The organism is Paenibacillus sp. EZ-K15, from assembly GCF_002573715.1.
Lineage (GTDB): Bacteria > Bacillota > Bacilli > Paenibacillales > Paenibacillaceae > Paenibacillus_AQ.
The window spans coordinates 271,582-284,659 of record NZ_PDHM01000028.1; the positions used below are offsets into that span (position 1 = coordinate 271,582).

The 13,078-nt window shown below is 51.8% G+C and carries 11 protein-coding genes and 1 other annotated feature (1 of these 12 cut by a window edge); of the genes, 7 read left to right on the forward strand and 4 right to left on the reverse strand.

Features of this window, described 5'->3' with window-relative positions:
- Window positions 1-319: 319 nt before the first annotated feature.
- From CRG97_RS31525 to CRG97_RS31535, 3 genes are read left to right on the forward strand one after another with little or no spacing between them, the layout of a single operon-like run.
- Window positions 320-1,090: an ABC transporter ATP-binding protein gene (locus CRG97_RS31525; RefSeq protein ID WP_076323776.1), complete on the forward strand. Its 771-nt coding sequence runs from the start codon at window positions 320-322 to the stop codon at window positions 1,088-1,090.
- On the forward strand, window positions 1,065-3,005 hold the full coding sequence (locus CRG97_RS31530) for an ABC transporter permease (protein ID WP_098749418.1): 1,941 nt from the start codon (window positions 1,065-1,067) through the stop codon (window positions 3,003-3,005). The genes CRG97_RS31525 and CRG97_RS31530 overlap by 26 nt, the downstream gene beginning before the upstream one ends.
- Window positions 3,006-3,007: 2 nt before the next feature.
- The gene (locus tag CRG97_RS31535; RefSeq protein ID WP_098749419.1) at window positions 3,008-4,096 is read left to right on the forward strand and encodes a DUF418 domain-containing protein; all 1,089 of its coding nucleotides are present in this window, start codon (window positions 3,008-3,010) and stop codon (window positions 4,094-4,096) included.
- A 138-nt stretch (window positions 4,097-4,234) separates the two neighbouring features.
- On the opposite strand, the gene CRG97_RS31540 is transcribed toward CRG97_RS31535, so the two are convergent.
- A complete protein-coding gene (locus CRG97_RS31540; protein WP_098749420.1) occupies window positions 4,235-5,587 on the reverse strand; it encodes an aminotransferase-like domain-containing protein in 1,353 nt (450 codons plus the stop codon).
- A gap of 130 nt (window positions 5,588-5,717) precedes the next feature.
- On the opposite strand from CRG97_RS31540, the gene CRG97_RS31545 reads away from it, so the two are divergent.
- Window positions 5,718-6,959, forward strand: a complete 1,242-nt coding sequence (locus CRG97_RS31545) for an MFS transporter (protein WP_076323772.1) — start codon at window positions 5,718-5,720, stop codon at window positions 6,957-6,959.
- Between the two features lie 25 nt (window positions 6,960-6,984).
- Window positions 6,985-7,590 (forward strand): DJ-1/PfpI family protein, encoded by a 606-nt coding sequence (locus CRG97_RS31550; RefSeq protein WP_076323771.1) that lies wholly within the window; start codon window positions 6,985-6,987, stop codon window positions 7,588-7,590.
- 81 nt (window positions 7,591-7,671) lie between these two features.
- Here the strand turns inward: CRG97_RS31550 and CRG97_RS31555 are convergent, their stop codons facing one another.
- Entirely contained in the window at window positions 7,672-8,478 is an 807-nt protein-coding gene (locus CRG97_RS31555) for a phosphotransferase family protein (protein ID WP_098749421.1), read from the reverse strand.
- 22 nt (window positions 8,479-8,500) lie between these two features.
- Window positions 8,501-8,956: an SgcJ/EcaC family oxidoreductase gene (locus CRG97_RS31560; protein ID WP_098749627.1), complete on the reverse strand. Its 456-nt coding sequence runs from the start codon at window positions 8,954-8,956 to the stop codon at window positions 8,501-8,503.
- 226 nt (window positions 8,957-9,182) lie between these two features.
- Here CRG97_RS31560 and CRG97_RS31565 point away from each other — a divergent pair, with 226 nt between their 5' ends.
- Window positions 9,183-10,013 carry a MerR family transcriptional regulator gene (locus CRG97_RS31565; RefSeq protein WP_098749422.1) on the forward strand — a complete coding sequence of 277 codons (831 nt, stop codon included), beginning with the start codon at window positions 9,183-9,185 and terminating at the stop codon, window positions 10,011-10,013.
- A gap of 150 nt (window positions 10,014-10,163) precedes the next feature.
- Window positions 10,164-10,928, forward strand: a complete 765-nt coding sequence (locus CRG97_RS31570) for an SDR family oxidoreductase (RefSeq protein ID WP_098749423.1) — start codon at window positions 10,164-10,166, stop codon at window positions 10,926-10,928.
- 119 nt (window positions 10,929-11,047) lie between these two features.
- Here the strand turns inward: CRG97_RS31570 and CRG97_RS31575 are convergent, their stop codons facing one another.
- Complete coding sequence (locus tag CRG97_RS31575; protein WP_481856230.1) at window positions 11,048-12,631, reverse strand: sigma-70 family RNA polymerase sigma factor; 1,584 nt, start codon at window positions 12,629-12,631, stop codon at window positions 11,048-11,050.
- Window positions 12,632-12,900: 269 nt separating this feature from the next.
- Window positions 12,901-13,078 (forward strand) — a binding site (T-box leader) (it continues 101 nt past the right edge of the window).

Here is a 13,078-nt window from a genome sequence, read left to right on the forward strand (position 1 = left end):
GTAAGCTCCGTTTCACCTAAATCCATAGCAGGGTCAGGTCAGTATACGATAGAGTTAGGTTACACTAATGAGGTTGTTCAAAAAGTCGTCTTTTGATCACGAAGGGAGTCAAGAAGTAACTCGGCATCGAATCTTGAATTCAGCAGGGCCTTCCGGTGCTCACGTACCCAAAACGTACGCTCCACTCCTCACTCCCTAGCTTCATCTAACCTAAAGCGTTTTGAAAAAACGCACTTCGAAAGCATAAGCTTCGGTGCTGAAAATCCGACTTTTTGAACTCGCACACTAATGAGGTATACAGAAAGGAGCTTCTGGGTTTATGGATATTCTTGAAGTAAAAGCATTAAACAAAGTATATGCGGGCAAAGTGGCGACACAAGCTCTTACCGATATTCATCTCACCATCCAAGAAGGGGAATTCGTCGGCATCATGGGCCCTTCAGGCAGCGGCAAAACCACCCTGCTGAACATGGTGTCCACCATCGATCGTCCAAGCTCGGGCGAGGTCAAGATCGGGGGCAAAAATCCTTATACTATGAAAAAAAGCGAGCTTGCCCACTTCCGCCGCAGACAGCTCGGCTTTGTGTTTCAAGATTTCAATCTGCTTGATACGTTAACGGTTGCCGAGAATATCGTGCTTCCGCTTACGCTGGATCGCCGTCCGCTCAAGGACATGGAGTCGCTGCTGCAGCAAACCGCTTCACGGCTTGGCATCCGCGAAATTCTGAATAAACGCGTGTACGAAATTTCGGGAGGGCAACGACAGCGCACCGCGATTGCCAGGGCTATCATCGGCGCACCTCTGTTACTGCTAGCCGATGAGCCTACAGGAGCGCTCGATTCCAACTCCTCACGCATCGTGATGGAGTCGTTAGCTGAGATTAACGAGCGGGATCGTACCACATTGATGCTGGTTACGCATGATCCTCTGGCCGCAAGCTATTGCAACCGCATCGTCTTTATTAAAGACGGCAAGCTTGCCGCCGAAATTCACCGCGGAGAGAACCGGCAGGCCTTTTTCCAAAAAATCATCGATACGCTATCGTTCTGGGGAGGGAATACAAGTGAGCTTTCCTCAATTCGCGTTTAACAACGTCCGGCGTAACGCGCGTCAATATTTCGCTTACCTGCTTAGCAGCTCGTTCATGGTCATGATCTTCTTTACGTATGCGGTATTCATCTATCATCCGGCTATCGAGAATTCGCCTATGGGTACCATGACGCGTACGGGAATGACGATTGCCACGGTCATCGTCTACGTGTTTGCGTTCTTATTCGTGCTGTATTCGATCAGCGTCTTCCTGAAGTCGCGGAACCGGGAGTTCGGCATTCTTACGATCCTCGGAGCCGAAGCCAAACAGATCAATTGGCTGATCTTCCTGGAGAACATTCTGATCGGCGCCATTGCCATCGTAACGGGCATCGCCAGCGGAATGCTGTTATCTAAGGTATTCCTGCTCATCAGCACCAAAGTAATTGATATGGACGAGCTGCCGTTCTATTGGCCGATCAAAGCGATGCTGCTGACCGCCGGTGCGTTCGCCGCGCTGTTTCTCGTCATTTCGCTCTTTACCTTGTTATTTATCCGGAGGAATCAAGTCCTGGAGCTTCTCAAAGGCACCAGCAAACCGAAAACCGAACCCAAAACCAATCTGTTCCTGGCCCTTTTGGGCGTGGTGCTGCTTACTATCGGCTTTACAGTCCTTCGCGTCAAAGAGTTAGACCCTGCGGGATTGATAATCGCTGCGGTAACCGGCATTATGGGCACGTATTTCTTCTACTCCCAGCTATCCGTATGGATTGTCCGCATGCTGCAGCGAAATCGCGCGACCACCTGGAAAGGGACCAACCTGCTGTGGATTTCCGAAATGAGTTACAAGATTAAGGATAATGCCCGCATGTTGTTTCTGGTCACGGTTGTGGTTGCGCTGGCTTCCATGAGCACCGGTTTCGTACTGGCTATGCAGCAATCGATCAAATCGGTGTATTTGGATAACCCGTACGCGCTTAGTTACAGCTACTATAGCAATGCCGACGAGACTAAGGCGCAGGAAGAATTGGCCCTGATTGAAAATCGTCTGCAGTCAGAAGGACTGGAGTATAAACGGGCGGAGGTCGAAACCATCTACTATCACTTGTCAGCGAATGGGGAGAACTCCTTACACATCATGCCGCAATCCCAATACGACCGTTTGGCTGCTATGATGAATACCAAGCCGGCCGGGACACTCGGCGAGAATGAAGCCTTATTGGCGGAAACCCCGAATGCAGCGAAGAGGAGTAAAGGGAAGCTAACGGAAGCAGATATCGAATTATCCGGTCAATCCTACTCTTTCATCTTGGAGAACCGCACAGACCGGATTGCGGCTTTGGAATATAGCGGCAGATTGCTGGTCGTTACGGACACCATGTTTGAAGAGCTAAGGGGCGGGAACAAAGCAGATGAAATCAGTGTGAATCAGACCAATCATACCTATCCGTTTATTCTTCCGGATTCCCAAGGGCTCCCCCAGAAGGATGATCCTGAAACCAAGCTCGGCCTTGAGCTGTCGGAATGGAACGGAAGTGCAATCAGTGAAGGTTATATAGAATCCAGGGCGGAGAACTATTACGTCAATAAACAAGGATTTTCGTTATTCAGCTTTATCGGGGTGTTTGTTGCCTTGATATTCTCGATCTCATCGGCAAGTTTCTTGTATTTCAAACTGCATACGGAGCTTTCAACTGATCAAGCGATGTATCGTTCTCTGTCCAAGATTGGACTCAGCGCGCGGGAGATGAACATCTCCGCAACGATTCAGATTGCCGTACTATTCTTTATCCCCATCCTGGTTGCAGCCCTGCAATCCCTGGTTGTGCTCGGTCCGATTCTTGGATACCTGGATGTTCCGTACGTAAGCGGTCCTGTATTGGTTGCCTCATCAGCATTCCTGGCTGCCCAAACGATCTATTTCCTGATCGCCAGAGCCCGTTATATTAAATCTGTGAATGGAATGATGGTGTGAATATGCATATAGAACAAAAAGACACAGCGACTCAGCATCGGCCTGCCATCGGAAAGGGGCGATTACATTTTTTAGACCAGTTCAGGGGGTTTGCCCTGCTTGGTCTGCCGTTTGTTAACGTATTGGCACTCTGGCTCATCGCCACGCCGGAAACCTCAGTGGATTTTTGGCTGCAGCGAGGGCTTAACTTTTTCGTAGAAGCCCGATTCTACACCATCTTCACGTTCCTGTTCGGACTTGGGTTCTACATGTTTCTATCCCGAAGCGCTTCATCGGGTGGTAAGCCAAGACTTCGGCTGTATATTCGTCGGTTAGTGATTTTGGTGCTGATCGGGTTCATACATCAGCAGTATCAATCCGGGGAAGCCTTGTTTCATTATGCGATTGTCGGTCTGCTTGCAGTTCCACTCTATTGGGCACCGCGGAGGGTAAATCTTGGCATTGGATTGGCGGGGTTTACATTTGCGGCAATCATGGGTATCAAACTGCTGACCATCCCGTTCCTGATCCTGTTAGGGCTGGCCGCAGGCCAATATCGATTAATGGACATCATCAGCAAGGGAGTACGATTAAGCAAGCTGCGCATGGTTTGGCTGCTGTCGTTACTTGGAACCGTCATTGCCATCGGGGCCATGTGGTGGGCAGCACCTTCCGAGCCGATGTCACCGTTTCTATTCATGGTAGAAGGCGAATCGCCATCACCAACCATGGAAGCGGCCTTCACTCTGGCTCATATCGGGATAGCGACGGGCCCTCTCGTGTCCGTATTTTATCTAAGCTCGCTCTTAATGCTTGGGCGTACCCGCATAGGTGCGAAGTTGCTGTATCCGTTGCAGGCATATGGGCGAATGGCGCTTACCAACTACATTGGACAGACCGTCTTTCTGGTAGGGATTCAGCGTTTGATCCTAGACGCCTCGCCCACCACATATGTTGTATCGACGCTCGTTTCCCTAGGGATTGTGGCCTTCCAGATCATGGCCAGCAATCTGTGGATGCGTTGGTTCCAATTCGGACCTCTCGAATGGTTGTGGAGATGTGGTACCTATGGGTCCATCGTGCCGATTCGCAAAAAACAGGACCTGAAGTGACCGGATAGATGATAACTGAGTTTCGATCTATCCTTATACTTCCCGTTCCGTATTGAAACTAGAAGTTTGAGAATTCCCGCCGACTTTGGTGAAAGGTGCGCCGCATAGCACTCTGCTTATCTCTAGTATCCCCTCCCGCTATCTCATCCTCCGCTCCAGGCGCCTGATCTCCTGCTCGATGACCGTTAATCCCACCTCAATCCAGGGTTTCTCCACCCCGATTATACATAACCGGATCCGGTTATTTTGCTGATTCTCCGGCAGCAGGTGCAAATCCACGTTCCTAACCGAAACCCCTCTCTGCATCAGGCGTTCCTGCAGTACAGATGCCTTTACGTATTTCGGCAGACGTAGGGTGATGAACACGCCGGAGGAAGGACAAGTATAGGAAATGCCGCTGCCGAAGACACGGGCACACACCTCGGTGGCATATCGCATCTTCTCCCGGTAATGTGCTCGAATTCTGGCGGTATGGCGCCTGTACATTCCACTCTTGATATAAATTTCAAGGGCGCCTTGGGAGAGAATCGGAGATGAAACATCCGCAGCGTTCTTATACGTTATGAACAAATCCAGCAAGAGCTCGGGAAGAATAACGGCACCCATTCGAATGCCCGGCAGAATCGTTTTCGAGAAGCTTTTGACATAGATGACATGGCTTGACTGATCCAGTGCGTACAAGGGGTCCGCCTTCGCATCCTCCTCCAGGTCCGCCAGATAATCGTCTTCTACAATATAGACATCGTACTGCTGGGCAAGCTCCGCAATACGCAGCTTCTGCTCCAGCGAATACGAGGTGCCTAGCGGGTTGAGGAATCTCGGCACCGTGTAGAAGAATTTAATCTGTCCACTGCGAAAATGAGACTCCAACACCTCCATGTCGATCCCCAGCTCATCGCGCTGGATTCCGATCACCGGACAGCCTGCAACGTGCGCTGCCGCCAAGAAACCGAAATACGTCGGCTGTTCTACCAGCACCGCCTGTCCCTTACCCGGAAAAGGCATGCGCGTCAGGATCGAGAAGGCTTGCTGCGCTCCAGTGACCACAGCGATGAGATCGGGTTTCGCAAAGATCTGCTGCCCATAGAAGTACCTGCTCAGCTCATTCCTTAAAGAGAAGATCCCCTGCGGATCGGTGTAACCGAACAGCTCCTCCTTATACACGGAAATCGCCTTCCGTAAGCAGTGCTCCATCTCCTGGAACGGCAAAAAATCGCCCCGGGGTGTCGTTGAGGCGAAATCAATCGGCTCGCTTTCCGTTCGCGCCGAGGTGCGGTTCTTCCCTTCTACAAGGTAGTATCCGCTCTTGGCTACCGGGTAGATGACATCATCGCGCTCCAAGGTCTGATATGCACGAACGACCGTGTTGGGACTACAGGAGAACATTTTGGCCACGGCCCGGACCGAAGGCAGCTTATGGCCTGACCGGATATGCCCCCCTTCCACTTCCCGGATCATATACGCAACAATTTGCTCGTGCTTCGTGTCCATCCCAATCATCCCCCTGTATTGATACAGTTGATCTAAATTGTCCTGTTCATTTTCTGCTCCATGATTAGAATTAGCTTATTCCATGACATAGCGGAAGTAAAGACATAGGAAAGGAGCTGACGGGTCAGCGATGAAAAAAGATCGGGGTTATGCGTGGATCATACTACTGTATCTATGGACACTTGGTTTTGCAGCGGCAATCAGCCGGTTTGTCATGTCTTATTACCAGCACGAAATGGCACGGGATTTGGACGTGGACCTGACCTTTATTAGCTTCACATGGTCCTTCAACATTGCCGTCGCCGCTATCTGTTCTCCCCTCGGCGGATGGTTAACCGATAAATACGGCCCCAAAAAAATGATGCTCCTGAACGCCCTGTTTGGCGTACTGTCCATGCTGACCGTGCTTACGCTTCATCATCCGGCGGGATTTTTCATAGGACTCGGACTGCTCTCCGGCCTCTCCGGCATGGCCGCGAGTACAGGATATGTCGTGGTTACAAGCTGGTTCAGCCGGCATAAGGCGAAAGCGCTCATGATCATGACCAGTGCAAGCTCCCTCGGACTGGCCATACTGACGCCTCTATTTGTCAGCAATCGGGATTGGCTTGACTGGACAACTGCATTCACCATCACCTTGTGGATTACGCTCATTTCCATACCGCTCACTTTCCTTATCATGAAGGAACGCCAACCGGGTCAGCACAGAGAAAAACCCGCTGTTTCGGATTCACCCCCATCAACGGGACGGCTGCCGTTCCTCTCGATCGCCAGGGAGATGGTAACCAACCGGACGGTACTCCTGGTGGTCTTCGCCTTGTTCACTTGCGGCTTCAGCATGGGAACGGTTGAAATGCACCTGATGGCCATCCACCGGCATGATCATGTCGGCTCGGTAATGTTCACATCCTCACTGAGCATTCTCGGTCTGCTTGAGTTGGCAGGCGGGCTGCTGTTTGCCTTGCTCCTGGATCGGATGTCCAGAAGTTTGGCACTGTCCTTCCTGTATGCATTCCGGATTCTGGCCTTTACGATGCTGTTTCTGCACTTCAGCATTTCTCCGATCGTCTTCTCGGTCATCTTCGGAGCCAGTTATTTAGGGGCCATCCCCGGTGGCATATTGGTGGCTAGCGAAGCTATGGGCAATCGCTCCGTTGGATTGCAGACAGGAACGCTGCTTATTTTCCATCAAGCGGGAGCTGTTCTCGGTTCTTTTTCCGGCGGATTCCTGTTTGACCTCACGAACAGCTACCAATGGTTGATCGGCCTCAACCTGATGTTCAGCGCCTTGTCGGCTATGGGCTACTATCATCTTCATCGTACGTCGAATCGAAGACGTTCCGTCCCGGGTCAGTCGTCGGCCGAGGCTTAATAAACCCTATAGGCAGGTGTTCTTAATGAAAATGGCTTTTATTCTGTTCCATGGGATGACGTCCCTGGACCTTATCGGCTTCACCGAAGTGATGACCAGGCTCTCCCGCATCCGTCCCGACTCGGAAATCTCCTGGGATTACTGCGCGATGAGCCAGCAAATTACGGATGATCGCGGACTGGAGTATGTCATATCCAAGGTAAGACCGAATCTGTCGGAATATGACCTGGTCTTCGTGCCTGGCGGCTTTACTACGCGGGAGTTGAGGTTCGACCCCGATGTACTGGCTTGGCTGCGGACAGCCCGGGAAGCACAACATCTCGTATCCGTGTGCACCGGATCGCTGCTGCTTGGCGCGGCCGGGTTGCTGGAGGGCAAGCGGGCTACCTCCAATGGTTCGGCTTACGAGCTTTTGGCACCCTACTGCAAGGAGGTCGTTCATGCACGCATTGTACAGGATGACCGCCTCTTTACGGGCAGCGGGGTTTCTTCATCCATCGATCTTGGCCTGTACGTGCTGGAGAGGTTAACCGATGCAGCCACCGCGGAACGGGTGAAATCGGATATGAGCTACCCGTATTACCAGACGGGAAACTCATCCTCGGTCTATCATGCCAAGACAGGCGTATAAATTCCGAAAAAGGCTCCCCGAAATGGGCCCACTTTTCCCCATTCCGAGGAGCCTGGCGGGTTCATAGAAGCCTAATCTCCATTAAGCATAAACACGCAGCCGATCATCAATTAGACCCAGCAGCCATGCTCTTTCTCCAGGGACATCCTCTCTCAGCCTGGCTGCCGCTACCGGCAGCATCCAGCGGTCGATCTCCTCCATCTTTGCATGAGATAATCGACAATATTCATTAAGGTATACTTTATTCCACAGGGTTCGGGCTATCCGAAGCGGAATCACCATAAGGCTCGACTGTTCGTGTGGATGAAACGGAGATTGAAGCATCAGGGATGTCCTGGCGACGTCGCATAGAGGGTCACCAATCATGGCGTTATTCCAATCGATCGCCCGGCATCCGCTCTCCGCCACGATCACATTGTCCGGGTGGAAGTCGCCATGACAGATGGAGTCCCCCTCAGGCAAAGAGTCCAGTACCTTGCATATAACCTGCGCCTTCCCTTGCAGAATGCCGCTTGCATCGAGAATCGCATGCTCCAGCCTTTCTTTTTGCGGCGGCAGCAAGGTTGTTGTGCAGCCATGAATCGCATGTTGGATCCGGGCCATCTCCCGGGCGCACTTCATTAGCTGGAGCGGTGACGATTGAACCTGATGCAGCATCGACGGTCCTGTAACCCGCTCATACACCACCCCTGTTCGTCCCTCGATATCCACCATGTCAAAGACGGCAGGGGCAGGTACGCCCGCTTCCGCAACGATGCGGCCCATCTCCGCCTCATATGTCACCCATTCCGGGGGGTACCCTTCATAATACAGCTTTAAAGCCTGAGACTCTCCCCATTCATACACCTCTGCGCTCCTGCCTCTTCCAATCTGTGTACCCTTCTTCAAAGCATTTCCTCCGCTTCCTACGTCAGCTGGATTTTGATTTCGAACGCATCATCAACCGCTGAATCCAGCCTGGCTTCTGAATCCGGCAGTTGTGAAATGCGGATATCTTCCATTCCCCGTTCTGTTTGATGAGCACGTTGGTATTAATCGAGAATCGGCTGGTGGGCGGCTTCTTATGAAATCTTAGCTGTACCGCTCCTGTTGCGTGGGCTATCGCAAGCTCCGGGGTCAGGAAACGCAGTTCCGTTGGGGTGGGTCCCGCCACCAGCTTGGAATCTCGCAGAACCCCGTTCCACAGCTCCTGATGGACCTCATCAATCGCCCTGCGCCCCTTCAAGTGCTGTCCGTTAAATGTCACGTAGTCCGCTTCTTCTGTAAAGCATTCCGCATAAGCTCGGCCGCTACCTTCTCCCCATGCCTTGGACAGCGAAGCCAATAATGTTTGGATCGCCTGGCGATCCTCCTGGATACCGATCAGCCCTCTCTCCTTTCTTGCTCTTAAGCGGGATCGCTGAATCTTCTTTGAACCCATTGTATGATAATCCGGCCGGTTTTGAATTCCCACTCCAGGATGAAAACCGACTCGGTCTTAGGACCGAGTTGTTCCTTCAGAACCGGCGAGCTAAGTTCTTTACGTACGCAGGAGCGCGAGATATGATATCGTTATCCACGCAGACCGAATCGTGAAGGAGGTTGCCATCGGCATGATGAAGATCAGCGCTTTTGCCAAGGTCAGCGGCATTTCCATCAAGACATTGCGATATTATGATGAGCTGGGCCTATTGAAGCCGGCCCATGTTGATGAACAAAGCGGATACCGTTACTATTCCGAGGAGCAGCTTCTGACCGTCAAGCGAATTGCCTCTTACAAGGAACAGGGGTTTACATTGGAACAGCTCAAGCCTTTTTTTGAAGAGGATCTAGAAACCGATGTCGTAAAGAACAAACTTGCGGATAAAATGACGGAGCTTCAGCATGCGATGCAGACCCTCCAGCAGCAGCTGGAGGGTCTGAACAGCAGGATGTCGCGCTTGGAACCATCCGAAGCCGGTGATCCGGCAGGCCCCATCCGTATCCGGGAAGTCCCATCCCAGCTCGCCGCTTCCATTCGCGACCAAGTCCCCCGCAGCCAGCTATGTCTCTTGCTTGATGAGATTACGAAATATGCTATCTTATATGGAGAAGAGGAAGCTAGCCAGCTAACCATCCTTTGGCATAATCACGACAGCGAGAATGCCGACATCGCCGACATCGAAGTCGCAGTCCCCATAACTAGGGACATACCTGCTAATGGTCGGGTGCGTGTAGACTTCCTACCGGAGTTGCAATCTGCCGCATCTCTTGTCCATCGTTGTGATCCGTACGGCTATAGCTGTCTCGCCTTACCCGAGCTCAAGGCATGGATTTCGTCCCAAGGCTTCGTTCAATTGGACCGGGAGCCGATCCGCGAGATCTATCTCACCTCGGATAAAGATATCTACGGCAAGAAGCGTCCTGCGGAATTGCTTATCCCCTTACAAGGTAACATGGAGTAACCCTTCCTTTGCTGTGAAAGGCTACCGAAAACGGTCTGACATCACTTTTTTGTTCATGGAAAAAGCTATAGAAAAATCCCCCCCTCTTGACTCTCCCCTTAACAGGAGAGTGTACAGTAGCGTTAAATCGAACAAGAGGAGTGGGATTTCATGAAACGTTTGGAAGGCAAAATTGCATTGGTTACAGGCGGAAGCCGAGGAATCGGCAAAGGAATCGCGCTTCGGCTGGCGGAAGAAGGGGCGCTGGTCGTTGTGCATTACGGCACCCGCAGCGATGCGGCGGATCAGGTTGTCCAGACCATACAAGATCAGGGTGGGAATGCTATCGCACTAGGTGCTGGGCTGGAATCGGTAGACGGCGCAAAAGGGCTGATTCATTCGCTGGAGGAGGAACTTCTTCGCGTAACGGGGGACAACCGTTTCGATATTCTGGTGAATAACGCAGGCATCGGAACCTCCCAGACCTTTGAAGAGACAACCGAGGAAAGCTTCGATGAGCTGCTTGCCGTAAATGTAAAAGCACCGTTCTTCCTGGTCCAACAGGCCCTGCCGCTCCTGCGTGACGGCGGACGCATCGTCAACATTTCCTCCGGTGTTACGCGTATCGCCTATCCTCATATTATGGCTTACAACATAACCAAGGGGGCCATCAATACGTTCACCTTGCATCTCGCGAAGCTGCTGGGTCCACGCGGGATCACGGTGAATGCGGTTCTTCCGGGCATCGTAGATACGGATGTGAATGCTGCATGGCTGCATACACCGGAAGGACAGCAACATGCAGCAGAGATGTCCGCGCTTGGCCGAATCGGTCAGCCTTCGGATATTGCGGATGTCGTAGCGTTTCTCACATCCAGCGACGGGCGCTGGGTAACAGGACAAATGGTTGATGCAACCGGCGGTTCTCATCTGTAAGTATAAAAGAAGCGATCCGTGCCTGGCATTAACGCCAAGCAGGATCGCTTCTATGCTTTATCTGCTGTTAATCGGATTCGTCAATCTGCTCAATATCGCTCTTTTCCTATGTCTGTCGTTTAATCGGATTCGCCCATCCGCACAACCGACTTTCGCTCCGCGTCCCAGCGCCATGAAGGAGCCTTACCCCGCACATACAAGCCTCCTACCCATTTATCGATCGTTCCGGTGTAAGAGGCATAATCGGTCTTCCCGGCTAATACCTCTCGCCCCAGACTCGTCACTTGCAGCACCCGATCTTGGAAATGGGGTACAGCTAGTTTGAAGTCGGGAAAAGGTGCTGTACCATCGATAACGAGCAAGGAATCCAGCCCCTCTGTCAGCTTCGTCAGGTAATACCAGAACTCCAGATCTCCCATTCCGAGTGTATGGAGCTGGTCTCCTACCTTTCGGAATAACTCAAGAGGCTTATGGATTCCGCCCGCTACAGCCTCTAACGTGGTCTGCTCAATGATCCCGAGTCCATTGTTCACGGAGGGCAGCCGTGCCAGATGAGCTTCAAATGCAGCCCTAGCAAAAGGCAGTGCCGAGGAATTAACCTCCAGCATTCGCTGATGTTTCTCCGGCAAATCCGAGGTATAGGCTTCCCACAACATGCTGCCCAGCATGAGCTCTTCTTCTCCAATCGTGTGCCATGTGCCCGATAAAGTCTCAAGCTGCTCCGTGCTAAGCTGACCCAGCCCACGAAAAAGCTCGATGCCCGGGTATGCGCCAATGCACAGCAGACTCAGCTTCGTATTTCCCAGTGACTGCTCCTTAAACCAATGCAGCAAATAAGACAGCATCGTCTGGTCAAACAGATCATGCTCAAACCAGAGCACGATTTCATCATATATTCGATAATCCTGGAGCTTCCTCTCCTGCGACTCGCAGGTCTCGATATATTCCTTCTGCGGAATTCCAAGCGTTTGCTCCAGATACTGAGCTCTTGCGCTCCGATGATCCGGCTCGTCCATCTTCGTGAAGACTGGACCAAACGAATAAAGCTCCCTCCACACCAGGATATCTCCTTGAATGTTCCCTTGCTTCAGCTTATCCCCTACTGAATCTCCGTTAACGATATGCAGCATACGCCTGCCTCCCTCATATAGATCGGTGAACACCGATACAAAGTCGGCTACATGAAGCGTGTTCTTCAGCTTCCGCCGGGCATCAAAGAGCCGCTTCTTCAAAGCCGGCAGGGATATATCCAAATATTGCGAGATCTCCCGCAGGCTGTAGCCTTGAAAATAATAGAGCTGGACCGCAATCCGCATGCTTGATGGCAAATCTGCGATCGTGGCATGCAGCTGACCGATCATCTCTCTCTTTTCCACAACCGACTCCAAGCTTCGCTGATCTCCAGCCGGCAGCTCAACCTCATGCAGCGGTAACGTCTGAAATTGCTTGCGGCGCAAGTCCCTGTAACACTGCCGCTCAACGATCACTTTGAACCATCCGGGAAAACGCCGGGGATCCTGCAGCTTATGCAGATTCGCAAAGGCCTCCGTAAATGCCTCCTGCACGGCATCTTCCGCTAAATGGGGATCCTGCAATTTATCGTAGGCCACAGCCAGCGCCATGCCGGTAAAATGCCGGACCAAGCTTTCCTGGGCCTCCGCACTTCCCCGCCGGGCTTCCTCAATCCACTGGAACACGTTCACTAAAACCTCCCTTCCCGGTGTCTCTATCTCTAAGTGCCGATTCGTATAAAAAAGGTTACCTTACATTGAAATATTTTCGGTTCTTTATGAATGAAAAACCGATCATGGGAGCTCTTGATTGCCTGCCCCAACGCAGCGGGGTGATAGTTTATCTGATAATGGTCCCTCTTGACATTCACCTAACAACTGTGTAATGATTCTCATCATATTCAGCTTGCTTTCTCTTCTTATCCGAAAGAGCAGCGCTGATGAATTTAAGAACAACATACCACACGGCTATGAGAAGAAATAGTAGCTTATCTCTCGAGGTCCAAGCGAACCGGCGAATGGTGCGAGGCCCGGTACCCCGGAATAAAGTGAATGGATCTTCTCGCTTCAACCCGAACCTCCGCTCTGTGCCGGAGCAGTAGGCCTTGACGGCTCTCCACCGTTATTTTGGGAGATATG